The organism is Pseudomonas sp. Pme6b (genome assembly GCF_058129925.1).
Genome location: NZ_CM176704.1, coordinates 204,041 through 229,735, shown reverse-complemented (window position 1 = coordinate 229,735; position 25,695 = coordinate 204,041). Strand labels below are relative to the sequence as shown.

At 56.6% G+C, this 25,695-nt stretch carries 10 protein-coding genes and 7 pseudogenes; 8 read left to right on the top strand and 9 right to left on the bottom strand.

The features are described from left to right. Positions 1–12: 12 nt before the first annotated feature. Positions 13–1,410, top strand: a complete 1,398-nt coding sequence (locus AC4ANE_RS01065) for an aminoacyl-tRNA deacylase and HDOD domain-containing protein (protein WP_002551491.1) — start codon at positions 13–15, stop codon at positions 1,408–1,410. A 66-nt stretch (positions 1,411–1,476) separates the two neighbouring features. Here AC4ANE_RS01065 and AC4ANE_RS01060 read toward each other — a convergent pair whose 3' ends face one another. After that, complete coding sequence (locus AC4ANE_RS01060; protein ID WP_002551490.1) at positions 1,477–1,878, bottom strand: GFA family protein; 402 nt, start codon at positions 1,876–1,878, stop codon at positions 1,477–1,479. A gap of 294 nt (positions 1,879–2,172) precedes the next feature. On the opposite strand from AC4ANE_RS01060, the gene AC4ANE_RS01055 reads away from it, so the two are divergent. Beyond that, positions 2,173–3,480, top strand: coding sequence for a CitMHS family transporter (locus tag AC4ANE_RS01055; RefSeq protein WP_002551489.1), 1,308 nt, complete (start codon positions 2,173–2,175; stop codon positions 3,478–3,480). 69 nt (positions 3,481–3,549) lie between these two features. Here the strand turns inward: AC4ANE_RS01055 and AC4ANE_RS01050 are convergent, their stop codons facing one another. Continuing rightward, complete coding sequence (locus AC4ANE_RS01050) at positions 3,550–5,043, bottom strand: YifB family Mg chelatase-like AAA ATPase (protein WP_460408663.1); 1,494 nt, start codon at positions 5,041–5,043, stop codon at positions 3,550–3,552. Positions 5,044–5,221: 178 nt separating this feature from the next. On the opposite strand from AC4ANE_RS01050, the gene AC4ANE_RS01045 reads away from it, so the two are divergent. Further along, positions 5,222–5,506: a GNAT family N-acetyltransferase gene (locus tag AC4ANE_RS01045; RefSeq protein ID WP_031595912.1), complete on the top strand. Its 285-nt coding sequence runs from the start codon at positions 5,222–5,224 to the stop codon at positions 5,504–5,506. Between the two features lie 15 nt (positions 5,507–5,521). Here AC4ANE_RS01045 and AC4ANE_RS01040 read toward each other — a convergent pair. Continuing rightward, a pseudogene (locus tag AC4ANE_RS01040) lies at positions 5,522–6,673 on the bottom strand (IS3-like element ISPsy29 family transposase). Between the two features lie 54 nt (positions 6,674–6,727). Here AC4ANE_RS01040 and AC4ANE_RS01035 point away from each other — a divergent pair. Then, a pseudogene (locus AC4ANE_RS01035) lies at positions 6,728–6,895 on the top strand (HU family DNA-binding protein); the annotation flags it as partial. 298 nt (positions 6,896–7,193) lie between these two features. Here the strand turns inward: AC4ANE_RS01035 and AC4ANE_RS01030 are convergent. Then, the gene (locus tag AC4ANE_RS01030) at positions 7,194–8,228 is read right to left on the bottom strand and encodes an IS110-like element ISPsy16 family transposase (RefSeq protein WP_015060660.1); all 1,035 of its coding nucleotides are present in this window, start codon (positions 8,226–8,228) and stop codon (positions 7,194–7,196) included. A 398-nt stretch (positions 8,229–8,626) separates the two neighbouring features. Here AC4ANE_RS01030 and AC4ANE_RS01025 point away from each other — a divergent pair, with 398 nt between their 5' ends. Both AC4ANE_RS01025 and hopAB1 read left to right on the top strand, forming a co-directional pair. Next, entirely contained in the window at positions 8,627–9,661 is a 1,035-nt protein-coding gene (locus AC4ANE_RS01025; RefSeq protein ID WP_015060660.1) for an IS110-like element ISPsy16 family transposase, read from the top strand. An 806-nt stretch (positions 9,662–10,467) separates the two neighbouring features. Beyond that, entirely contained in the window at positions 10,468–12,093 is a 1,626-nt protein-coding gene (gene hopAB1, locus AC4ANE_RS01020; protein WP_057425337.1) for a type III secretion system effector protein HopAB1, read from the top strand. 340 nt (positions 12,094–12,433) lie between these two features. Here the strand turns inward: hopAB1 and AC4ANE_RS01015 are convergent. Then, positions 12,434–13,547 (bottom strand): annotated as a pseudogene (locus AC4ANE_RS01015) (IS91 family transposase). A 430-nt stretch (positions 13,548–13,977) separates the two neighbouring features. Between AC4ANE_RS01015 and hopQ1-1 the strand changes: the two are divergent. Then, a complete protein-coding gene (gene hopQ1-1 / locus AC4ANE_RS01010) occupies positions 13,978–15,201 on the top strand; it encodes a type III secretion system effector HopQ1-1 (protein WP_031598314.1) in 1,224 nt (407 codons plus the stop codon). Between the two features lie 115 nt (positions 15,202–15,316). Here hopQ1-1 and hopD1 read toward each other — a convergent pair whose 3' ends face one another. The 4 genes and pseudogenes from hopD1 to AC4ANE_RS00990 all read right to left on the bottom strand — a co-directional run. Then, on the bottom strand, positions 15,317–17,434 hold the full coding sequence (gene hopD1 / locus AC4ANE_RS01005) for a type III secretion system effector HopD1 (protein ID WP_080719030.1): 2,118 nt from the start codon (positions 17,432–17,434) through the stop codon (positions 15,317–15,319). 346 nt (positions 17,435–17,780) lie between these two features. After that, a pseudogene (locus AC4ANE_RS01000) lies at positions 17,781–18,646 on the bottom strand (transposase); the annotation flags it as partial. A gap of 50 nt (positions 18,647–18,696) precedes the next feature. After that, positions 18,697–19,170 (bottom strand): annotated as a pseudogene (locus AC4ANE_RS00995) (IS5 family transposase); the annotation flags it as partial. 213 nt (positions 19,171–19,383) lie between these two features. After that, positions 19,384–19,536: pseudogene (locus AC4ANE_RS00990) on the bottom strand (ATP-binding protein); the annotation flags it as partial. Between the two features lie 406 nt (positions 19,537–19,942). On the opposite strand from AC4ANE_RS00990, the pseudogene AC4ANE_RS00985 reads away from it, so the two are divergent. Further along, positions 19,943–25,688: pseudogene (locus tag AC4ANE_RS00985) on the top strand (type III effector). Positions 25,689–25,695 lie beyond the last annotated feature (7 nt).

Here is a 25,695-nt window from a genome sequence, read left to right as displayed (position 1 = left end):
TGGACATAGCTCATGACAGAAGTCGCCCACGTCAATGATCCGCAGCATGCGCCGTCGGTAATCCGGCAGTTGCTTGAAAAATTGGCTATCAGCTACAACGAAGTCATGGACAACAAAAGCTTGCCCCCGGCGCGCAAGGTTCAGGCTGTGCTGGTCGAGGACGCTGTCGGTGCGCTGCTTATCCTGTTCCCGCAGAGCCAGTTGCTCGACCTCAGCCGAATCACCGAGCTGACCGGGCGCCAGTTGACCGCTGTGCCGCATGATCGTTTGCAGCGCATGCTCACCAAGCACAACCTGCAAGTGCTGCCGGGGCTCCCGGCACTGACCAGCTCACCGTGCCTTTACGATGATCGCCTGCTGCAAGAGCCGACACTGCTGGTGGGCTCGGGCGAAAAGGGCCTGTTGCTGGAAATCAGCAGTGACGACTTCAAAGGCATGCTGAGCAAGGCCAGTGCCGCGCACTTCGGCCAGTCGGTCGCAGCCATCCGTCCGAACCTGGATCGTCCTGACGACGATCCGGCAGAAATCACCCAGGCCATGCATGTTTTCACGGCGCGTCGCATCCAGCAGCGTCTGGAAGCGACCCTGGAAATACCACCACTGGCCGGAACTGCACAGAAAATCATCAAGCTGCGGGTCGACCCCGATGCCACCATCGATGACATCACCGGCGTAGTCGAAACCGACCCTGCGCTGGCGGCACAGGTCGTGAGCTGGGCGGCATCGCCCTATTACGCGTCGACCGGCAAGATCCGCTCGGTAGAAGATGCAATCGTCCGCGTGCTGGGCTTTGATCTGGTGATCAACCTGGCACTGGGCCTCGCTCTGGGCAAAACCCTGAGTCTGCCCAAGGACCAGCCGCAACAGACCACGCCGTATTGGCAGCAATCCATCTATACAGCTGCCGTCATCGAAGGTCTGACCCGCGCCATTCCACGCGCCAGTCGCCCGGAAGCTGGCCTGAGCTACCTCGCCGGTTTGCTGCACAACTTCGGCTACCTGCTGCTGGCCCATGTGTTTCCGCCACACTTCACCCTGATTTGCCGCCAGCTGGAAGTTAACCCGCACCTGCACCACAGCTTTATTGAGCAGCATTTGCTGGGTATCAGCCGCGAGCAGATCGGGGCCTGGCTGATGCGCTATTGGGACATGCCGGATGAACTCGCCATCGCGCTGCGCTTCCAGCACGACCCCCACTACAAGGGCGAACATCACGTCTACGCCAACCTGGTTTATCTGGCCGTACGTCTGTTGCGGGTGAACGGCATCGGTGCCGGGCCAGAGCAGGAGATTCCTGACGAGTTGTTCGAACGCTTGGGCCTGTCCCGCGAAAAAGCCAACGAGTCAGTGAAAAAAGTGCTGGAGGCCGAGGTACTTCTGCGCGAACTGGCTTCGCAGTTCAGCAAGTAATGCGCTGATGTAATGTGCGAACAGTGCCTAAGGCTCTGGCTCAGGCACTATTTATCTCCTCAAACCTCAGAAAGGCTCGCCTTCTACCCCTGGTAGGTGCTCATCCAGGCGTAGCCAGGGAAGCCGGTTCTCTATCCAGATGTGTCGTGAGGGCGTTGCCAGCTCCGGTTGGTCAAGTGTCGCAATGGTGACGTCGATCTCGTCCGGGCTGTTGCGCGTGAACAACGCCAAGTGAGCGCCGCACTTGCCGCAGAAATAGCGTACGCAGCTGGGTGAGGAGTCATACGCACAGGGGCTGCCTGTCAGCCACGTGAACGAAGCCAGCGGCACACTTGTCCAGGTTACAACCGTTGCACCCGAGGTGCGTCGACAGATGGAGCAATGACAGTGAGCGATGTCCCGCAACGGCGCATCGAACTGGTAACGCAGCCCGCCGCAATGGCAGCCACCCGAGTGTATCTCGCTCATCCATGCTTCTCCTTCATGCCCATAATCCGTGTGACAATAAAATTTCCACAATAGCTGATTGAAAGGTCGGTGAAAGCTTGGCCAATTAGCATCGCCTCACTTCCGGCAAAAAGACCGGCTAGCCAGGAACGGATTCCAACGTGTTTCAGGCCCAATTAACAACAATAATGGTGATTCCGATGCTTGCTGACTTCTCGTTCCACACCCTCCTTGCGCCTCCACTCCACGTACCGATCTGCTGAGCTGACTCGTTCATTTCACGTTCTGTAGCCGTATTACGTCTGGAGTATTCCCATGCTGACTTTCCTTGGCTTTGCCATGGTTATTGCGTTCATGTACCTGATCATGAGCAAGCGCCTGACTGCGCTGATCGCCCTGATTCTGGTTCCAATCATCTTCGCCCTGTTCGGTGGCTTCGCGGCCCAGATCGGCCCGATGATGCTGGCAGGTATCACCAAGCTGGCGCCGACCGGCGTGATGCTGATGTTCGCCATCCTTTATTTTGCGCTGATGATCGACTCCGGCCTGTTCGACCCGGCCGTGCGCAAGATCCTGAAAATGGTCAAGGGCGACCCGATGCGCATTTCGGTCGGCACCGCCGTGCTGGCGCTGGTGGTGTCCCTCGACGGTGACGGCGCGACCACCTACATGATCTGCGTCGCCGCCATGCTGCCGCTGTACAGCCGCGTCGGCATGAGCCCGCGCATCATGGCCGGCCTGATCATTCTGGCCGGTGGCGTGATGAACATGACCCCGTGGGGTGGCCCGACCGCTCGTGCGGCCAGTGCCCTGCATGTCGATGCATCCGACATTTTCGTACCGATGATCCCGGCAATGCTGGCTGGCGTGGTTGCGATCCTCGCAATTGCCTACTTCTACGGCAAACGCGAACGCGCTCGTCTGGGTGAACTGCACCTTAAGGGTGATGAAGTCGATCACAGCGAAATCAGCGTCTCGCAATTCCCGGATGCACGTCGTCCAAAGCTGATCTGGTTCAACGGCGCTCTGACCTTCGCACTGATGGTTGCCCTGATCATGGGCCTGCTGCCGCTGCCGGTACTGTTCATGATCGCGTTCAGTATCGCGATGATCATCAACTACCCGAACCTGCAGGACCAGAAGGACCGCGTATCAGCCCACGCCGGTAGCGTTCTGGCAGTGGTCGGCCTGATCTTCGCCGCAGGTATCTTCACCGGTATTCTGTCCGGCACCGGCATGGTCGACGCCATGTCGAAAAGCCTGCTGGCAGTGATCCCGGATGCGCTCGGCCCGTACCTCGCCGTCATCACCGCGCTGGTGAGCATGCCGTTCACTTTCTTCATGTCCAACGACGCGTTCTACTACGGCGTACTGCCAGTGCTGTCCGAAGCCGCTGCCCACTACGGCATAAGCCCGGTTGAAATGGCCCGCGCCTCGATCGTCGGTCAGCCGGTCCACTTGCTCAGCCCTCTGGTGCCATCGACCTACCTGCTGGTTGCCTTGGCCGGTATCGAGTTTGGCGACCATCAGCGCTTCACCCTGAAATGGGCGATTCTGGTGTGCCTGTGCATTCTGGTTGCCGCGCTGCTGATGGGGATCTTCCCGTTCTATAGCAGCATGTAAAACGCAGTACCTGTCACAAAGGCTCGCCGTTGACTTGATCGTTGACGGCGAGTTTTTGCGTTTGGGCGGTCAATTGGTTGAAGGCCGGTACTGCAACGCCTCGGCCAGATGGCTACGAGTGATCGCGTCCACCTGCTCCAGATCAGCCAGCGTTCGCGCCACTTTCAGCAGGCGATGCGCCGAACGTAATGAGAGAGTCAGGCGCTCGCAGGCCGTCTCCAGCCAGCGTTCATCGACGCTGGACAGCGCGCAGTGCTCGCGCAGCCCTGGTAGGTCGAGAAAGGCATTGGCACAGCCCTGACGACGTTGCTGCCGTTCTCTGGCCTGCGCAACCACCGCTGCCGCGCTTGCAGTGTTCTCACTGGTGGTCGGGTCGGGGTTGAGGGCTGTGGCTTCGCGGGCGACGGTCAGGTGCAGATCAATCCGGTCCAGCAGCGGGCCGGACAACTTGTTGCGATAACGCTGCACCTGCTCGGAGGAACAACGGCAGCGCCCGGTCGGCTCACCCAGATATCCACAGGGGCATGGGTTCATCGCTGCCACCAGTTGGAACCGCGCCGGAAAGCGCACGCGATCCCGCGCCCGGGAAATCACGATATGCCCGGACTCCAGCGGCTCACGCAAAACCTCCAGCACTCGGCGATCGAACTCCGGCAGCTCATCGAGAAACAGCACGCCGTGATGTGCCAACGTGATTTCGCCAGGTTGCGGACGACTGCCACCGCCCACCAATGCCGGCCCGGACGCCGAGTGATGCGGCTGTCGAAACGGCCGCTGCGGCCAACTGGTCAGCGGCACTTGGCTGGCAACCGACTGAATCGCCGCCACTTCAAGCGCTTCGTGCTCATCCAGCGGCGGCAACAAACCCGGCAGGCGGCTGGCGAGCAATGTCTTGCCGGTGCCGGGTGGCCCACTGAACAGCAGGTTGTGCGCACCCGCAGCGGCAATCACCAACGCACGCTTCGCGGCGGTCTGGCCCTGCACTTCGCTAAGGTCCGGATACGGCTTGGGCTGATGCAGCAGGCCGCTGGACTGATACGGCGCAATCACCGTGCGCCCGTTGAAATGCGCAACCAGCTCCAGCAAGTGATTCACCGCAATCACCCGCAGCCCCGACGCCAGACAGGCTTCTTCGGCGTTCACCTCCGGAATGATCAGCGTCCGCTCCGCTGCACGTGCCGCCAGCGCAGCAGGCAGCACGCCCTGAATCGGCCGAATCGCTCCCGACAGCGCCAGCTCGCCCAGGCATTCAACATCCTGCAACGCAACCAGCGGCACCTGCCCGCTGGCGGCCAGCAAACCCAGCGCAATCGCCAGATCGAACCGCCCGCCATCCTTGGGCAAATCAGCCGGCGCAAGGTTGAGCGTGATCCGCCGCGCCGGAAAATCCAGTCCGGAATTGAGAATGGCACTGCGCACCCGGTCCTTGCTCTCCTTGACCGCCCCCTCCGGCAACCCCACCAGCGTCAGGGCCGGCAGGCCGTTGGCCAGATGCGCTTCAACAGTAACCGCCGGGGCTTCCACCCCGACCTGGGCACGACTATGGACGATAGCCAGCGACATGGATCATTCCTTGATATGAGCGATGGGCGGGTATCGTGCTTTATTTGCGGGATGGGGGTGAGGGGGGAATGGATACAGGGTGTGAGTGGGACAAGAAAGACGGATATATGTTTTGGTTGCGTAGAAATGCCATAAACATTGCTTTAAATGCTCAAACACACCGAGCAGGAGCATTGATATGAGCATCCGCCTTGCCCTTCCCGAGGACTCGTTGCAGATAGCGACGATTCATCTGGAGTCATGGAGAAGTGCCTATGAGGGCATCATTCCCTCTGCCTATATCAATCGGATAACGCTTGAGGCAAGGCTGTCCCACTGGAACAAGGTGATCGCTTCGGGCGAATCTGGCCTGTACGTCAAAGTCGACAGGTTAGATCGGGTCTTGGGCTGGGTGGCCACGGGGATTGACAGGGAACATCCCGAAGACCGCAGCGTCGCAGAAATACAGGCCATCTATATCTGAATCGCCCCGGATTCTCTAGACACCTTGCAAGCTCATTGCGTAACGTTTTTCAAACTCTACCGGTGACAGCTGATTGTTGAAACCATGGCGGCGTTTTGGGTTGTAGAACATCTCGATGTAATCGAACACATCACTACGAGCATCTTGCCGTGAGGTGTAGATTTTCCGCTTGATTCGTTCCCGTTTCAGAAGCTGGAAAAAGCTCTCAGCCACGGCGTTGTCATGACAATTGCCTCGGCGGCTCATGCTGACAACCAAATTGTTTGCCTTCAAAAAACTGCGCCAATCGGAGCTGCTGTACTGGCTGCCCTGGTCGGAGTGAACCATCACCTCTTGTTTCGGTTTTCGCCTCCAAACCGCCATCAATAACGCATCAATGGCCAAATCACTGGTCATCTGCGACTTCATTGACCAGCCAACGACCTGACGAGAAAACAGATCCAGCACCACCGCCAAATACAGCCAGCCTTCATACGTACGAACGTAGGTGATGTCGGTGACCCAAACCTTGTTGGGTTCCACGACATCGAACTCGCGCTTCAGTAAATTGGGTGAGGCGACCGCTGGCTTACCGCCGTACTTTCCAGGGCGACGTCGATACCCTGTCTGAGAGCGCAGACCTTCAAGACGCATCAACCTCGCCACACGATGCCGACCACAATCTTCACCGACCTCGCGCAGGTCGTCATGGATTTTGCGATAGCCATAAACTGCGCCGCTCTCCAGCCACGAGTGCTTGATCAAACCGAGCAATCGCTGGTCGTCTTTAGCGCGTGCAGATTGCGGCTCAGACAACCAAGCGTAATAACCACTGGGATGGACTTTCAGCGTCAGGCAAAGCCGTCGAATGGAGTAGTCGCCCGCGCGCTGCTTGATAAAGGCGTACTTCAGCCGCACTCCTTGGCAAAGTACGCGGCGGCCTTTTTTAAGATGTCTCGCTCTTCAGTGACCCGCTTGAGTTCCGCTCGCAGACGACGCAGTTCAGCGTGCTGATCATCGTCTTGCTGCCGTTCTGCCTGAGGTTTGCTGTAGCGCTTTATCCAGGCATAGAGGCTATGCGTCGACACGCCAAGACGCGCTCGCCACATCAGCGACAGGCAGCTTCTTTTCGGTCACTTGATTGACCGCTTGGATTTTGAATTCTTCGGGATAACGTGGGTTGCTCATGGCACCTCCTGATTGGCCTCAGTTTAAGGCATGGAGGTGTCTACAAAACCCGGGGCGATTCATCCAGCCCGCACTAACCGCCACCCTTCGACTAGCGCCGCTATCGAAATCGCTGCCAAGAAAGTCGTTAAGCTCGTTCCAGCCAAGGTGCTGAACGACGCGATCAACAAGGGGAGCCCGCAGAATTCGGGAAAAATCGTACTACAAGGGCTTCCCCATTGAGCACAAGCCCAATAGTTTCTGTTTGACTCCGCTGCATGTGCCGGACCTTCGGAAAGAAGGTGAAGGACTGCGGTACTACAAACGGTCATCTTGAGCTGATCGCTCGGACCCTGATGAAAGACGCACGTGAGGGCCTCGTTCGCTAACCGGGACTGAATTTCCCATACGATTTTTCAGGTATCCCCCACGCAGGTCCAACCCGCTTCACATCAACGACGGCAGTGCACATTGATCCTTTTATCCGCTCATGATCCTCGCCCTAACGCCTTACAAGGTGATCAGTCATGACCTCTGGTGTTTACGCGCCCGTTGGTTCTGCCTGTTCAGGCTTGAACGTGTCGCCGTAATGCAGAACGGCCCAGGCCATCCTCGCATTCTTGGCGGCAATCGCCACGGCCGCACGCCAGTAACCCCGTCGCTCCATGAGGTTGCGGATCCAGCGACTGAGAGGGTCTTGCTTATCGCCCAGGTTGGCCATGACAGATCGAGCTCCAAGCACCAGTAGACTGCGTAAATAGGCATCCCCGGCTTTGGTGATACTCCCCAGGCGCTGCTTGCCGCCGCTACTGTATTGGCCTGGCGTCAAACCGAGCCAGGCAGCCACTTGGCGTCCGTTTCTGAAGTCGTGCCCATCTCCAATACTGGCCACTAAAGCACTTGCAGTGGTCGAGCCAACCCCACGCAATTGCAGCAGCCTACGGCTACGATCATCTTCGCGAGCGATCTGATTGATGGCTCGATCAAGTTCCACCAGCCGATCCTCGATATGGCTGGTGTGCTCCAACAGTTCACTCATGCACCGTCTTGCCCAGCCAGGCAAGGTGTCCAGACAGGGACCAATCTCTTTTCTCAATCGCTCTGGGCTTTGTGGCAGGACCACGCCGAATTCAGAAAGTAATCCGCGCAGTCGGTTGTACGTAGAGGTGCGTTCTTCGATGAATCCCTGGCGGGTTCGATGAAGGCAAAGAGTGGCCTGCTGATGCTCGTCTTTAACAGGGACAAACCGCATGCTGGGTCGGGTCACTGCCTCACAGATCGCGGCAGCATCTGCGGCATCGTTCTTGCCGCGCTTACCCGACATTCGATAAGGCGAAACGAGTTTAGGAGCCATCAACTTGACCGTATGGCCGTGCTCGGCGAACACCCTCGCCCAATGATGAGCGCCTGAGCAAGCCTCCATACCAATCAAGCACGGGGGCAACTGGGCGATCAATGGCACCAGTTGATCCCGCGCAACCTTGGGCTTCACCAAGGTGGCTTTACCAGCCTCATCGACGCCGTGAACGGCGAATACGGCCTTGGCTAGATCGATTCCCACGGTAATAATTGGCATGGACTTCCCCTCCTGTGGTTTTGATGCAGGTTTGACACTTCATCATGGCACTTCGATGCCGATTCGCGACTTTCGCCGCGCCCTCTGGACGGGGAAGTCCCTTTCATTCGCTAAGCATTCTACCTGTCAGTTGAAACCATAAAGATAGACGCCTCGGCGTCAGAAAATGCAGAAAACGGCCCTAGTCTCACGCGGTGCCAGTGAGTAGCCTGACGCCGGATTGAGGTGTGCTTCAATCGGACACATTCCAGGTTGCGCGAAGGCATGCCTCCTGTCGGCAGTGCTTAACGAATGAAAGGGACTTCCCCGTCCAGAGGGCGCGGCGAAAGTCGCGAATCGGCATCGAAGTGCCATGATGAAGTGTCAAACCTGCATCAAAACCACAGGAGGGGAAGTCCATGCCAATTATTACCGTGGGAATCGATCTAGCCAAGGCCGTATTCGCCGTTCACGGCGTCGATGAGGCTGGTAAAGCCACCTTGGTGAAGCCCAAGGTTGCGCGGGATCAACTGGTGCCATTGATCGCCCAGTTGCCCCCGTGCTTGATTGGTATGGAGGCTTGCTCAGGCGCTCATCATTGGGCGAGGGTGTTCGCCGAGCACGGCCATACGGTCAAGTTGATGGCTCCTAAACTCGTTTCGCCTTATCGAATGTCGGGTAAGCGCGGCAAGAACGATGCCGCAGATGCTGCCGCGATCTGTGAGGCAGTGACCCGACCCAGCATGCGGTTTGTCCCTGTTAAAGACGAGCATCAGCAGGCCACTCTTTGCCTTCATCGAACCCGCCAGGGATTCATCGAAGAACGCACCTCTACGTACAACCGACTGCGCGGATTACTTTCTGAATTCGGCGTGGTCCTGCCACAAAGCCCAGAGCGATTGAGAAAAGAGATTGGTCCCTGTCTGGACACCTTGCCTGGCTGGGCAAGACGGTGCATGAGTGAACTGTTGGAGCACACCAGCCATATCGAGGATCGGCTGGTGGAACTTGATCGAGCCATCAATCAGATCGCTCGCGAAGATGATCGTAGCCGTAGGCTGCTGCAATTGCGTGGGGTTGGCTCGACCACTGCAAGTGCTTTAGTGGCCAGTATTGGAGATGGGCACGACTTCAGAAACGGACGCCAAGTGGCTGCCTGGCTCGGTTTGACGCCAGGCCAATACAGTAGCGGCGGCAAGCAGCGCCTGGGGAGTATCACCAAAGCCGGGGATGCCTATTTACGCAGTCTACTGGTGCTTGGAGCTCGATCTGTCATGGCCAACCTGGGCGATAAGCAAGACCCTCTCAGTCGCTGGATCCGCAACCTCATGGAGCGACGGGGTTACTGGCGTGCGGCCGTGGCGATTGCCGCCAAGAATGCGAGGATGGCCTGGGCCGTTCTGCATTACGGCGACACGTTCAAGCCTGAACAGGCAGAACCAACGGGCGCGTAAACACCAGAGGTCATGACTGATCACCTTGTAAGGCGTTAGGGCGAGGATCATGAGCGGATAAAAGGATCAATGTGCACTGCCGTCGTTGATGTGAAGCGGGTTGGACCTGCGTGGGGGATACCTGAAAAATCGTATGGGAAATTCAGTCCCGGTTAGCGAACGAGGCCCTCACGTGCGTCTTTCATCAGGGTCCGAGCGATCAGCTCAAGATGACCGTTTGTAGTACCGCAGTCCTTCACCTTCTTTCCGAAGGTCCGGCACATGCAGCGGAGTCAAACAGAAACTATTGGGCTTGTGCTCAATGGGGAAGCCCTTGTAGTACGATTTTGTCCGTTTTCTCTACTCCCCCCGTAAACACCAGAGGTCATGACTGATCACCTTGTAAGGCGTTAGGGCGAGGATCATGAGCGGATAAAAGGATCAATGTGCACTGCCGTCGTTGATGTGAAGCGGGTTGGACCTGCGTGAGGGATACCTGAAAAATCGTATGGGAAATTCAGTCCCAATTAGCGAACGAGGCCCTCACGTGCGTCTTTCATCAGGGTCCGAGCGATCAGCTCAAGATGACCGTTTGTAGTACCGCAGTCCTTCACCTTCTTTCCGAAGGTCCGGCACATGCAGCGGAGTCAAACAGAAACTATTGGGCTTGTGCTCAATGGGGAAGCCCTTGTAGTACGTTTTGTCCGTTTTCTCTATCGACCCCATATGCATCAGTAGTGGAACCATTTATGTCCGATCGCCAACTCATGTCCAATTGCCGAAGCCGGAACAGTTCGCAACCATGAGATCAGGAGTGGAGAGTCTATATGCCGGGTATCAACGGAGCAGGACCATCAAATTTTTTTTGGCAGTGGCGCACAGACGGCGAGCCAGTAACTGAGCGCGAACATGACTCCAGTCGCAGTGCCAGCTCGGCGAACAGTCCGGAGTTGCCGCCGCCCGCATCTCCTGCGGAATCCGGACGCCAGAGGTTGCTACGATCCAGCGCGTTGTCGCGGCAAACCAGAGAATGGCTGGAGGCAACGCCTGCCCGTGTCCAAGGCGCCAATCCGCCCGCAGAAGCCAGGCAGTCGCCTGAGGCACAACAGGCAGAGCGCATCGTTCAGGAGTTGGTCAGGGGAGGCGCTGATCTTAATAATGTTCGCACCATGCTCAGAAATGTAATGGATAACAACGCCGTAGCTTTTTCTCGAGTCGAACGGGATATCTTGCTTCAACATTTTCCTAACATGCCTATGACTGGAATCAGCAGCGACTCGGTGCTCGCTAACGAGCTCCGGCAGAGGCTTCGTCAAACGGTCCGCCAACAAAGAGCTTTGGTACAATCGTCAACGCCTGCCCGCCTCGCAGACTCATCATCAGGAAGCAGCCAGCGTTCGTTAATTGGGCGGTCCACTATGTTGATGACACCGGGCCGAAGCTCGTCTTCGAGCGCGGCGGCTTCTAGAACATCGGTCGACAGGCATCCTCAAGGCCTGGACCTGGAATCAGCACGCCTCGCCAGTGCTGCGAGGCATAATCATAGTGCCAACCAGACTAACGAAGCACTGCGCAGATTGACTCAAGAGGGAGTGGACATGGAGCGCCTGCGCACCTCTCTTGGTCGCTATATAATGTCGCTTGAACCGCTACCCCCAGATTTGAGGCGCGCGTTAGAAAGTGTAGGCATTAATCCCTTTATACCAGAGGAGTTGAGCTTGGTGGATCACCCCGTGTTGAACTTCAGTGCTGCGCTGAACCGCATGCTCGCTTCGCGTCAGACCACTACGAACAGTCCGGAATTGCCGCCGCTCGCATCTTCTGCGGAATCCGGACGCCGGAGGCTGCTACGTTCCCCACCGTTGTTGTCTGGCCAAAGAGAATGGATTGAGCAGAACATGCGGCAAGGAGCAGAGCCTCAATCCTCACGCCTCAATAGGGCTGTAAGATTGGCGGTGATGCCACCGCAGAAGGAAAATGAAGATAATGTGGCTTACGCAATACGCTTGCGTAGACTGAACCCGGGTGCGGATGTAAGTAGGGTAGTTGCATCCTTTATAACTGACCCGGCGGCTCGACAGCAAGTTGTGGATGATATCCGCGCAGCCTTGGATATAGCTCCACAATTTAGTCAATTGCGTACAATCTCGAAGGCAGATGCTGAATCTGAAGAGTTGGGTTTCAGAGATGCGGCAGATCACCCCGACAACGCGACGTCCTGCCTTTTTGGTGAAGAGTTGTCACTGAGTAATCCGGATCAGCAGGTAATCGGTCTAGCGGTTAATCCGACGGATAAGCCGCAGCCTTACAGCCAAGAGGTAAACAAGGCTCTTACATTCATGGATATGAAAAAACTTGCCCAATACCTGGCAGACAAGCCCGAGCATCCGCTGAACAGACAAAGGCTTGATGCCAAAAATATCGCTAAGTACGCTTTTAAAATTGTTCCATGACCGTCAGCGTTTTTCAAGAGAGCATCGGTCGCCAAGGCGAAATCCGTGATCGGACCACTGAGGGTCAACATTACCGTATTGCCGACCTGCATTTGCTTGCGGCGGTCATCAACGGTACATCTCGGTCGTGCGGTCACAGAGCGGCGAAATGAAGGGCTTGATGCATAGGAATTTCAAAATGCCTATGCATCAGGCTGACGCTATGAAGGAGGCGTCATGCCTTCATAGCGATGCGTAGTAAGACGCTGATGCGTTACTTATGCAGTGCAAATACCTATAAATAAGCGTTAACGCAGGTTATTTAACCGCGAAGCTTAGGTGCGGACGCACCTTCCCCCTGTCAGGGCTTCACGTACCTCATCTGCGCGATCGCCTGAGCGTTGAGGATCAGTCCCAGCACCGTCAGCCCGCTGATTGCCGCCGTGTATATCATCCGCGCGCCACACAGCCACGCAACGGAGCGGATCGACGTTTAGAAAGGCTTTGGCCATCTGCACAAAATACAGCTTCGGTGTTGGTCCTGGCGTCGCCATCTTCAGTGCTTCATAGACCTTTGGCAGGTACTGCCCGCAGACCCGATTGGCCAGAAAACCAAAATACCGGATCATCCGGAAATGCTTCTCCGGGATGTGCTGCACCACCCGGCGCAGGATGTCGGCCTGGCTTAGCGTTTCCTGCTGATAGGTCTGCGTGCGGTGATCCAGGTAGGTGAAGCTCAACGTGGCCCCGCAGGTGTAATGCGCCAGACGACTGCCCGAGATCGGCGGTTTTTTCAGGTAGCGGCCCAGGTAATTGACGGTCTTTCGCCCGTTTTTCGTCTTCTTCGACAAGTGGATGTGCCAGTGCTGACCACCAGCGTTGAGCACAAGGTGACGCCAGTCATTTTCGCTCTGCAGATGAGCGTTTTCAGGTGGGACGGTGGTGTGCTCCCACTGACTGAGCAGGTACTGGCGTACATTCCACATCCAGCGTCGACGCAAGGCTGATGGATGAAACGACAGATCTTTCCATACACCTGCGTCATCGATTCCACCCAAGGTGACCGAGACATGGATGTGTGGGTGCCAGTTAAGTCGCCGGCCTTAGGTGTGAATGGCGCAGAAAACACCCACCTCCACGCCCCGGCGTCGGCCCGCATAGAGCAGGTTGTCGACGGCCAGGCGACACAAGGCATCGAGCCAGTGACGGTTATGAAAGAACAGCGGCCACAGGGTGTCAGGCAATGTGAACACCAGGTGTTGCCAGGTACACTCGGGTAAGCGGTGCTGTTGATTGGCGATCCACTGATCGGTAGCCTTTTTGCCGCAGGATGGACAGGCGCGGCAACTGCAGGTGTTGCAGAGGTATTTGACGTGCGGGCAGCTGTCGTTGCCGCAGGTGTAGTGTTTGACGCCCAGGATCGAGGTGCCGCAGGCCAGCATTTTGCTGACGGACTCGACTTCGATGTCGCGCAAGCCGCCCTCCTCGAGGAGGTGTGCCTAGCATTGATTGGCGGTGAAGAGGTTTTTGAGCGGTCGAGGTGTGTAGGCTGGACTCATCTGAAGCAGCGGCGGTGGGTAAGCAGGCTTCATGATGATCAATAACGGGCCTCATGACAAAGCTCAAATCCATGTTTCTGCTGCTACGCGATCGCAAGAACGGGGCGATTTGCAGCCGCAGGCTGCCCTGTTCTAACCCGGAGCGAGCTGCACTTGACCCTGGTGATGAAACCGAAACGGCGTTGCTTGCCACACAGCAGGTTCATCTATCCAGGAGGTCGACTCAATGCATCGTCCTATCACCGCAGGCCATACCACCTCACGTCTCATCCTAGATCAGTTACAACAAATATCACGTACCCCATCGGAAAGTACCGCGCAATCAGCACTTTCTCAGCAAGCAAGCATGAGCAGCCCAGTTTTGGAGCGGTCGAAAAGTGCGCCAGCTTTATTGACTGCGGCACAGCGCACGATGCTTGCACAAGTGGGAGCCTGTAACTCTCATCTGACCTCAGACGAAAACATGGCCATCAATGAACTGAGATTACACAAGCCCCGGTTACCTAAGGATACGTGGTTTTTCACTGATCCTAACAAGGACCCGGATGATGTCGTGACCTACACCTTGGGCAAGCAATTGCAGGCTGAGGGCTTTGTGCACATCACGGACGTAGTGGCAACACTGGGTGATGCTGAAGTTCGCTCTCAACGTGCCGAGATGGCCAAAGGCGTGTTCAACAAGCTTGGGTTGCATGACGTGCATGTGTCGCGTGGTCGGGATTACGCGATGAATTCGCTTCAGTCGAAGGAACATGCCAAATTTTTACTGGAAGGTCATGCTTTAAGGGCTGGACCTGGTGAAATACACCGCGACAGCTTGCAGGACATGAGCAGGCGCTTGGCCCGTGCGCCACATGGAGTCGGTATTGTCGTAATTGCAGGCATGAGTGATATCAATGCTCTCATCACTACCTGCCCGGATATGGTGCGCGAACGGGTTGATGGCATCACCATCATGGGCGGCGTCGAGCCTTTAAAGGACGCAGATGGTTTTGTACAGCCTGATGCACGCGCTTACAACAATGCGACCGACATGGATGCTGCGCGCAGTCTTTATCGGAAAGCGCAGGAGCTTGGCATTCCACTTCGTATAGTGACAAAGGAGGCGGCCTATAAAACGGCGGTTTCGCCTTCATTTTACGAAGGGATAGCGGGGAGCGGACATCCAGTAGGCCACTACCTGAGAGACGTTCAGAAGAGTGCGTTGAAAGGCCTCTGGGAAGGTATTCAAGCTGGATTGCTTCCCGGGTTGGATGACTCATGGTTCTTTCGGACGTTCATGCCGAATGCACAGATTGAAGCAGCACAACTGGATAAAAATAAAGAGAGTTCGTTTGAAGATATCTGGCCTAAGGTGACGAAGCTAAACCTGTATGATCCTCTGACATTACTGGCCTCAGTGCCAGGGGCGGCAAAACTGCTATTTAAACCAAAAGCTATACACACAGAAGGATTTGGTGTTGTAGAGCAAGTAGGTCCAGATGATGTGACGCATCCAGAGAAAGCAAGGTTATTGATGTCCGCTTTAGCCAAATCTGCGCTTGCCCAGTCGACGGTAGCCCCAGATTGACCCGTAGTGCCGACAAATGTGGGAGCATCCGCGATGGCGAGGGTAGCACGGTGAAAAACCATGCTACCCGCCTGACTGCTGCTCGTGAAGTCCAGTAGATCGCGTCGACTATGATTCAGGGTGCGGGCTGCCGCGACGTGTCGGGCACAGCCAGGTCTTGATACGGAATACGTTCGGCCAATGGAGCCTCACCATATCCAAGCTTCCGAACCAGGGCGGGAATTGCCTCAAAGCTGGCATTCATGCCGTTGACAATCGCAGATCCCACATGGCGCAGGAACTCGCTCCGGGGAGCCAGCATTTGATGTAGCTCCTCTGCGGAAATGTCACGGTCTCCAGCTTCCATGTGCTGGCTGGCCCGCGCAAGGATGGTTTGTACCACGCGTGCATGCTTGGCATTGTCGGAATCAAATAGCCCGGGAACGTTGACACGCCCGCCAAGCGCCAACGCGTTCAGAGCGATGGCTTCGATTGGATTGAAGACGGCGCTCCGGAAAATACGCAGTACCTGTTCCGACAGCAGCCCGGTTGCCTTGTTGCTGGCAATCAGTGGAATCATCCCGACAATCGATGCGAGCCCCATGGACTTGACAGCGGTGCTTTCGCCCGGAGCGATATCCAGCGCATGGCGCGTCATCCGCTCAATCGTCTTTTTGGTGTCCACCCCCTCGCCTGGATGAGCCATCACGCCGTCCTTCATGCTCTGGAATAAGCCAGCACGCATCAGCTCTTCACTTTCCTTGACCTCGGGTGGAATACCGGAGGCGGCGCCAAAGATGGCCGCTTCAGTTGTCACTGAGTTTGCCGCAAGATCGCCGACTCTGGATTTGAAACCTGCATACTGCAAAACATTATTGGGGAATGACACCACCGAGGAAATGGCACCGGCCTTCAACGCCTTGGGAAGTAGATCGCTCATGGACCACTCCTCACCTTTCATGCCCTTGATGATGGCGAGTACGCACATGGTGTCCATGGACTCGATAATCAAAGGAGGCACTGAATCGATTCCAGCCAATTGCAGGGCATATTGGCTCGGTGAGAAATTTTTGCCGAAGATGGCATTTTTCAACAGCTCAGAAGCGCCAAGCTCCCATGCCGAGCCGAGTATGCTGCTGACCCCGATGCTGCCGGCTAGACCGCCGAGCTGGAATTCCTTCTTGGTGGCTACATGCAACAATTCCTGTGCGCCCAGGCGAACCTGAAGATCGTCATCCCCCTTGAGTTTCTGGTTGATGAACTCGGAGAGGACATCGTCATTGGACGTGATCTTGGGAGCACATGAGGCGAGAAACGCTTTCGCGCTATTCTGGCCGATTGATGCGTTTGGACCAAATGCCGCAGCCCCCCGCTCGATGGCCTTGAGCAATAAGGGGATATGGATGTCTGCGTTGACATCCTCATCTACCCGCTCCGACGAGTTGGCACCGGACATCAGTTGCGCCTTCTCCACCGTAAAGGCGCCTTTGAATTCCTCAAGTGCTTTCTCAATATCCCGACGTGGCCGCATTTCCAGCTGGACCCCGGCAATGCTCGCGGCCTGTGGTGGAAATGCCTGGTCGGCCTGCGCAAACGATAGCAGGGCCTGCACTACCGGGTTATCGGAAACAAGGCTGCCAGATTCCCTGCGGACCGACCCTAGATGCACGGGCTTTGGCTGTGATGGCGGACGAGAATGGTCTGGCGAGCTCAGTAACGAAGTTTCCAGTCTACTGCTATCTACTGCATCTTGTGAGAGAACGCGACTCATAACTAGATGGGTCCGTTCACTCAAGACAGAAGATGCTGAACCATGTGCGGGCGGGGGGCTGGGTACGTCGAAGGATATGGCTTTCGAAGAGCCATGCAAATGTGCGCTGACGATGTCGTACTCTGATTGATCATTTAATCGGGCCTTAACCGTCAGCTCGTTATTAATCAAGAGGTCGGTTCTCACGGTATCGGTGTCAGCTGGCAGACAGATTGACGCTTTATAGGTTACTTGCGTGTGGTTACTGGATTGAAATTGAAATGTGCCATCCTGCAGAGCTTTGCGTACCAGTGATGCAAGGCGTTGGTGTTCGGCATTAGCTGAAAGGCGTTCTAGAGCCTGGTGAGCGCTTTGGCTCAATTGAGAAGGTGAAATCCTTTTAGGATGGGATTTCTGGGCCTGAGGGCCCACCGCGTCTAATGGCTGACCGCCACTGATTGGGGGAGTTGTAATGTTGTGTTGAATAGATTGTAGAGGATTCATAGCGCTGTCAGCTGTCCCGGATGAATTAATCGGATCCAATGTGTGGTCGCAAGAGCTCTTGGGTTCCAAAGACAGACTCAAAACCGGCGAATGCGTCGAGCGGGAAGCACACCACTGACATGGACACACTGCGCGACGAAATGCTCGCGGCGGATTTGCCGATCTGCCCCGTTCATTTTCACTCGCAGCTAATGTGAGTTGCCAGCGATGTAATGCAAGCAGACGCAGCTGAATGCAAGCTCGCTCGCAACTAATGTGAGCCAGAGGGCTGCGTCAGTCGCAGTTAATCTGAGCCTAAAAGTGTGCTGATTGCGAGCACGGTCGTTTTCGATTGCAAGCCGCTACAACTACGGCCTCGATGTTGCTGTTGACCCGTCGCTCGCAAAACGCGATAAAACGTCGCTTCCGACGCCAGATAGCGCCCTTGATCGGCCAGGCGCGGCACGATCTGGCTCGGCGGCAGGTGAGCGTACTCCGCGCTGTTGCACAGCGTCACAATGGTCTGTCGCTCTGCCTCGTTCAGCGCATTTGGCGGCGTTGGCCTTGTGGCAGTCGTTTGCGCATCGGTCTGGATAGCGTCTGTCTGAGTCCACCGTTGCAAGGTGCGCAGCGACAGAACAACTTCCCGACAGGCCCTGATTTTTCTGGCTCACGCCGCGACCGCTTCGCCCAGCCAGGCCACGAGTAACTGCCGCTCTGGCAGAGACGTTAGTTGTCCTCGTCGTCGGTCGTCCCCCAATAGTCGTTGAGCTTTTTTCGCAGCACCAACAACGCGGCTGTTTCAGCGAGCGCCTTGTCTTTGCGGCGCAGTTCGCGCTCAAGTTCCTGGATGCGTTTCTTGTCTTTGCGCGCCTGGTCTCGTTCTTCTTTTTGCAGGGCCTTTTCCGATTTCTGGCCGGTGATGAAGGCTTGTCGCCAGGCCGTGATTTGCTCGGGGTAAAGGCCTTTGCGGCGGCAGTATTCACCCAGGTCGATCTCGGACAAACCGGCGGCTTCAAGCACGACAGCAAACTTGGTTTCGGCTGACCAGTTCTCGGTCAACGGCTTGTTTTCAGACACTGCACTTCCTTCGGCACCGAGCTGCTTGCGCCAGTTGGACAAAGACATTTCACTGACCCCTTCGCGCCGGGAAACCTCGGCCATCGACAGGTTCAGCGGGGGAAGCAGCATTTTGAGTAATGCGGCTCTGCGTTCAGGTGAATAGTACGGCACGACCAGTCTCTTTCCGCCCCCGATATACTTTTTTAGGAAAAATCGGAGAGGCGACAACTATCCTGACACCGGGGGGAACTGGGCGCGTGAATCAGCGTGGCATCGACGATGGTGCCTTGACGCAACGACAAGCCACGGTCGCCCAGATAACCATTAATTACGCCGAGAATCCCGGTCGCCAACTCGTGCTTTTCCAGCAGACGACGGAAGTTGAGAATGGTGGTTTCGTCTGGAATTCGCTCCAGGCTCAGGCCTGAAAACTGACGCAGGATGGTCGTCTCATACAGCGCTTCTTCCATCGCCGGATCGCTGTAGCCGAACCAGTTCTGCATCAGATGAACACGCAGCATCGCCATCAGTGGGTAGGCGGGCCGGCCACCTTCTCCTTTTGGATAATAGGGCTCAATCAGGGCAATCAAACCTTTCCAGGGCACCACCTGATCCATCTCGATCAGGAACAATTCCTTACGGGTCTGCTTGCGCTTGCCGGCATACTCGGCGTCGGCGAAGGTCATCTGTTTCATCATCGAAAAGCTCGGCGACTGGTGTCCGGAGATTTTGCCAAATTAGGAAGTCTTTTTCAGAGTTTCCTTAAGATAATTGCATCTGAAGGGGTGTCTCGTATAAATAAGATGGTGTAAACAAAATAAATTAAGCTTTCACTCCCTTGTCTGAATAGCCTTCAAGCCATACCTAAAGGCCATCACTGCGGGCACTGCTTGCCTAACACTGTCCATAGTGGTGATGACCACGCTGGTGTGTTCGCACAGCTTGGACAGCAGGTGAAATAGCAGTGCGCCACCGCTTTGGCATAAAGGCAAATACCCCAGTTCATCAAGTATCACCAGATATGTGCGAAGCAGTCCTTGGGCGATTCGCCCTGCCTTGCCAAAGAGAACACGCCGGAGTGGTGGTCAGGCCAGACTCGTTGTGACATTTTGATGACGGTCGTGGGAACCGATCTGGCTGCACAGCCACTCAGTTACTGTTGTTTATTACCGCAACGAAGAAGGCTCTAATCGGTAGACCCCATAGTATTCCAGTCACAAGCTTGTAATGGAGATGTAGACCACGTCCTATTCGGCATGATGCCGTTGGTTCTTCGTGGGTAATAAACAGGACATATTTTTTATATACAGGAGTTTAATAATAACGATGGTAAAGGTTACCTCTTCCGGATTTACTGCCAACCCTCTCCCTCATCCTGCAGACAGTGTCTCGCCTGCTAACAGCCCGCCTCAGCTACCTGAACCATTGCCCTTGGTTGATGAAAGCCCGTCGTCTCACAAGGGCGGCATGCGAAATCGGGCTCATGCAAGTTTGAATAGTCAGGTGCTCGGACTGCAAGCGGTGCCGTCGCAACGCGGAAGGCATGTTCGTATCAGAAGTCATACAGATGGGGTGAGCGTCATTAATGACTGGCTGGCAAAGCGACCGTCGGTTCAAAGCGAAACCAGCCTTGATAACAATGGCAAGCTAGTGCGCTATACCGCCATGCATCACGAGCCGCTAGCGCCGCGTAATGAGGCGTTTTTCACCTCCGTACCAGGCATGTTGATGGCCGTTTTGACGGTCCACCCTGACATTGAATACGGCATCAGCGGAGAAATAACTGCCGATGCTGTGGCTGCCCGGCTTGCCGAACCGCCGATAGGATTATTAACAGGACTCTGGCAGTCCTCCCATGATCGAGCATACATAGAGCGCGGCGGTGTGGTTCATACCGCAAATATGGAAGAGCGCTGGACGTCATTGACGCTGCCTGGCGCGGATCCCCGAGAGCCCCTGCGGATGATTGGTTTGCAGGCCGATGGCGATGTCTATCTACACAACGGCAGGCAACTCTGGCGCGCAACCGACACGTCTGCCGAGTCCGTGTCGACCGAACGGCTTCCCGAAGGCGCGGCGGTGCGCATTGGCGCCGGTCGCGAGGTGCAATGGCTGCATGAGGGCGCGGTTCATTCAAATGGCATTTCCCGTCCTGTCGAGCTTTTGCGGCCAGAAGCCAGCGGCCTGGGGGTCGAGCAGAGTCCGGCCCGCCCCGTTGATTTACTACCATTGCCGCGCGGCAACGCTGCGCTGATCCTCGATGATAAAGGACGTATTTATCAGGCCGATCTGAAAGGCATCGGGCCTGTTGAAGCCCACCGGCTGAAATTACCTGGCGATTTTGCGCAGGGCAAAGGTTGGGCCGTGACCACCATGGGGTTGTCCAGGGACAACACTGTTCATCTCATGTTGCAGGATCAAAACGGGCGGCGCATGAGCTTGCAGCGAGCGCAGAACGAGGTGCTGTTTCGGCCGGCGTATCTGCTGGATCGCCCGTTGCTGCTGCTCTACACCGAGGGGCTGCATGTTCCGTCGGAGACGGCTGTGCAGTCGCACGTTCAGCTTGATGGTCATGCTCAGGTGGGGCATATCGACGGCGTGCTGCATTATCAACCGGCTCCTGACCAGCCATGGGAGCGGTTAAGACAGCCGGGCGGCGAACCGCTGACGGGTGTGACCGCTCTCTATTCCTCTGCGTTGGGATTTATCGACAGGAAACCGGTTTTTGCTTTATTGGGGGATGCACGGCAGGTCGTCGAACTGAAACTGGAGGGCCGTACCTCTTGGTTGCCGACTGATGCCGAACTGCCGCGTCATCCTGCGGGGGGACCTTTGGCGGTTATCCCGGATACAGTGGAGTTACGCGCCAGGCTTATCGCGCAGTTTGACGAGCCAGTGCAGGCGCTGGCGGTTCACAACAATCGCCAGAGCGTCGCGCTGATGGAATCAGGTCTGCTGATCGCCGCCGACGCGGATGGCAAAGCCCGCCGACTTCCCCTGTTGCAGCGCCCCATCGCCCTCGCCATAGGGCTCAACGATCAGTTGCTCGTGTTGCATCATCCTCGTAACCAGCGACCTCAGTTGAAACGTTTGAGCGCGAAAGATGACTGGGAGCCGGTGCCGATAATTCTGCCGGGGATTGATCACCCTTCGAATCTTCGCGCCACTCGAACTGGGCAAATACAATTGCAGCTGGGTGATAACTGGCACACGTTGCTGCCTGCAATGACGTCGCACGACAATCGTCCCTTGCCAGCACGCGTAAAGCCCGAACCGGAGGCAGACGAACTGCCGCCGGAGAACTTCCTTGCAGGCACCAACGCCCGCGTCAACCAGCAGCAAGCCAGTCGTATCAGCACACCGCATCATGATGCATCTGCGGTTACGACGCTGATGGGGACAGCAGCGAACAACCCGTTGACGATGACGTCGAGCGTACAGGCAGCGGTTGATACGACGCGCGCTCAGGTTGGCGCATTGGCGAGAGATGTGTTGGGCGGAGTGACGAAAAACACGATGCGGGCAATGGCGCACAAGCTTGGCGTCGTACTGCCGCCGACAACCCAGGAGAGGCGTCTGGCCAGTTTCCATTATGAGGCGAAGCAGGCGTATACGTCAGGTAAAACGCTGTTCGAACAGTTGCCGACGCTCGCGCAAGTACGCGTCGCTTCAGCCGTAGGACCGTCCGACGGAGAAAAGTTCGGGCTGTCACATCAGCAAACGCAACGCTTGTTGAACCTGCGGGAAGAGAAGCTGGAAGCGCTGTTACGCGACTTGCGCAAGATAGGCTTCCATGAAGGCGTGATCATGGGCGATATGGGGGACGGCGAGAGTGCTGGCGATCTGACGTCTACCACCTCTACGCCAACGTTCCGGCTGGCCGAGCTATGGCGGCGGCAGCATTCGCAAGTGAATAAAGCGCTGTCTTCGGTCGGCTTGTCCAGATCAGAAGATATTTTGCCGAACCTGAACCAGAGTATTAAAGCCTTGGCGGGTGGCGCGGCGCTGCACGCTGATCGTATGGGCGAACGTGAGGCTGAGCTGTTGAGCGTCTTGTGCGAGGTCAGCGAAAAAATGATGCGTGCTGGCGTACGCTTGCCGGCGGATGATGGAAGCGCTGACAGTGCCAGCAGCCATGCGCCACACGGCTTGCGAACATCAGGGTTGATGGCGGGTTTGGTGGACTATGATGCGCTGTTGACCAGCACCGATACGCAGGCGCTGGAAATGGCGGAGAGGCTTCAGCAAGATGCCAAGCTTCCGGGGTTGTGCAAACTCGGCCTGTCTTCTTGGGTTCAATTAGCGGCCTTCGATGATGTGGTGACGACGTTTCGCGAACAGATATCGTTGCCGGGCTCGGCACGCCGCACCCAGTTGCTCAAAAATCTTGGCTTGCCGCCCGATGCCGCTCCGGACGAAATGGCCGCGCGTATGTCCGATTTACTCCTGGATCTGTTCAACAGGAGTACCTTTTTCTCGACGCAGTCGCGCGGTCTGGAAATTCGCGGGTCGTTGGGGGGCGCCGACTGGAAACATCTTAATGCGTTTAGCGTCGGCATAACTGGCGAGGCGCTTCAGGTACTCGGCGTGGAGCGCATCGGTGACGGCAAGGACGACGATGCCGGGTTGGTCGCGTTTTTTGTGCGCCACGCCAAGGCCTCCGTATCAGCGACGTCAGGGGTCGGAATCGACTTCAAGCCAGGCCTTGGCACTGGTGGCCGTGTTCTTGATTCGCGGCCGGGTCGCTCGATGAACTCAACGTGGGGAGGCTCCGCCAACCTGGGTATTTCCGGGGCATACCAGCATGGTCAAGGCGCCGCCGTGATTATCGCGCCTTCGACGATCTCTGATTTCGTGCGGCTGTTATTCGACGTCAATCACCCCGATAGCACTCAGATCCTGCGCACTGGCGTGAACGGTGGTTCGATTGGTCTGGATCTGTTCGAAACCAATTTGAATGGCTCGGTGGGGGCAAACGTCAGCGTATCGCCGTTTAGCCTGAGCCAGAAATATGGACCACAGAAACCGTCGGCAGATGCTGCTGCATCCGGCGCCGACAACCGACGCAGTACCGCGTCGGGGGCGCTGTCGGTAGGCGCGACGGCGCAGGCTGGCGCGCACTGGGGACAAATGGAGTTGCACCTGGATCACGCCTGGGCAGAGATTATCGGCCTGGAATTTCAGGGGCGCACGGATTTCAATCTGGAATTCAACAGCAACTTGAATCTGGGAGGCGCGCTCTCTTCAGCGCTCGGCGATCGCCCTCAAAAGTTGATAAATGCGTCTACTGGAAACGGTAACCTGCAGCTCGCCGGCATCCGCGTTGCGTCAAGCGATGTGCAACTGCCGACCGATAGCGTGGTGGACGATAAGCGCCGCGGCCCCTTCCTGTCGACGGCCAGCTATAAACGCACCTTCGATACGCAAGTCGCCAAGCCCATTACGGCCGACGAGTGGAGCCAGATGCGTCAGCGCCTGGCCAGCGCCTTTCCTGACAATATCGGGGAGTTGGGTGCGCTCGCTTATTCGACCAGCCCCAGCGAGCGTATCGCGACAATCAATCAGGTGATTGACCGTATACAAGGTTCGAAGGCGCGTAACGTGGAAGCCGGTGGTGCCCTGGATGGAAATGCATTGCGCCGTCAGCGCCTTGATGCGGCCCGAGAGATGTCGAACGCAGGCAACAGTGTGTGGCAGGCGAGCTCCGAAATTGATCGCGCCTCGGTAGTGGAGATGCTGCATCAATTGCGTCAGCAGGAACAAAGCGCCGTCCAGCATCATGCCCGCGCAATTCCCGGAGCGCGGGTGGAGTTCAACCTGTTCGGGCGTGAATCGCTGGAAACCGTAGTCTTTCACGCCATCGGCCATATAGGGCTTGGCAGCAAACTGAACGACATGGCGGAACTGCGTCGCAAAACACCTGGCCTCGATCAGGTCATGCGCTGTTTCCAGTCGTTGCCCAACATCAATCAGGTGCGATACGTGTTCGAGATGCGTCCGCAGGCGAGGTTCGCCATCAATGACGCGCTACTGGCGCGCGAGCAGCAGGCGTCGGCACGTACGCTGGGTTTGCCGGGCTCCTCAGCAAGCGAACTGAATTGGCGCGGCGTTCTGGACAAGATCAAAAACACACCTGACCTGTACCGGCTGGCGGCGATCGCCGTACATAACACCGATGAAAACCCCGTGACTTCAAGAATAGGGCTGCCGCTGCTGAACGTTTCGGCCACTGGCGCGACATCGCATCAGTTGTTCGAAGCGGAAATCCAGTTCCAATACGGTCTTTATGACGGTTTGCAAGGTATTGAGGTGCTGGAAGCCGGAAGCAGAGCGCTGCAGTCGCCGTTACGGGTATTACAGCAATCCGGTATTCAGGCTCTGGGGCAGAGAACCCAGGCCGGGGATGTTCCGTATGGCCCTCCGTCGCCGCGTAAAGAGGCGACGATGCGCACCGCAGGGGAGGCTGCTGCCCTGACAACCAATGACGTATGGCGACAACTTGACGGCAAAATTCAGCGTATGAATTCGGCGCATGAACGTGAGGCGAATGCTATCGGTTCGTTCCAGCATGCTTATGGGACGGCGTCCGCGCATGTAGACAGACTGCTTTTGCGCATTCCTGAATTGCCAGCGCCTGAAATTGATGACCGCAACGCCGATGGAGAAAGTGTGCGGGGTGCATTTGCGTCGCTCAAACGAAATCATCAGGCACTGGATGAAGATGTAAAGGCCATGCGCCAGGCTAGCGAAATGGTGTACTCGATACCCGGCGAGCGGACCAGGCAGACGGAAACTTCGGCTTTGGCCCATGTGCTCAGTGTTGAAAAAAGTCGGCGTTCGCTCGGACATGCCATGGAAATATTGGCTCGCAAAGGGGTGGAAGCTGGCACGGCAACAGGACTTGAACTTAACAGGGTCTCATCGCAAGTGAACGCTCTGGTCGTTCGCCGCGACGAGTTGCTGACGCAACTTGAACGAGGTGCTCAGGAGGGCGGTTCGAACAGCGAAGAGATGGCGATGGAGCTTCAACAGACAATATCATTGCTGCAGAGGCTGCGCGCCGACTTGCTCGGCGAGCGGCAAGCGGCAAGCGATGGACGCTACTGCCAAGCGCCTGGATCAGGCAAACCGTGTTGCCCTCGAAGGTGAGCGCAGCTTCAGCGATGCCGTTCGTGATATGACGTGGGGTGAACTCGATAAGATGCCGCAGTAATTCCGTT

Bases quoted from the DNA above. Each gene is read 5' to 3' on its own strand.
- AC4ANE_RS01045 (WP_031595912.1), top strand. From the start codon at position 5,222: ATGAGCATCCGCCTTGCCCTTCCCGAGGACTCGTTGCAGATAGCGACG.
- AC4ANE_RS01050 (WP_460408663.1), bottom strand. From the start codon at position 5,043: ATGTCGCTGGCTATCGTCCATAGTCGTGCCCAGGTCGGGGTGGAAGCC.
- hopAB1 (WP_057425337.1), top strand. From the start codon at position 10,468: ATGCCGGGTATCAACGGAGCAGGACCATCAAATTTTTTTTGGCAGTGG.
- hopD1 (WP_080719030.1), bottom strand. From the start codon at position 17,434: ATGAATCCTCTACAATCTATTCAACACAACATTACAACTCCCCCAATC.
- AC4ANE_RS01030 (WP_015060660.1), bottom strand. From the start codon at position 8,228: ATGCCAATTATTACCGTGGGAATCGATCTAGCCAAGGCCGTATTCGCC.
- AC4ANE_RS01025 (WP_015060660.1), top strand. From the start codon at position 8,627: ATGCCAATTATTACCGTGGGAATCGATCTAGCCAAGGCCGTATTCGCC.
- hopQ1-1 (WP_031598314.1), top strand. From the start codon at position 13,978: ATGAGCAGCCCAGTTTTGGAGCGGTCGAAAAGTGCGCCAGCTTTATTG.
- AC4ANE_RS01055 (WP_002551489.1), top strand. From the start codon at position 2,173: ATGCTGACTTTCCTTGGCTTTGCCATGGTTATTGCGTTCATGTACCTG.
- AC4ANE_RS01065 (WP_002551491.1), top strand. From the start codon at position 13: ATGACAGAAGTCGCCCACGTCAATGATCCGCAGCATGCGCCGTCGGTA.
- AC4ANE_RS01060 (WP_002551490.1), bottom strand. From the start codon at position 1,878: ATGAGCGAGATACACTCGGGTGGCTGCCATTGCGGCGGGCTGCGTTAC.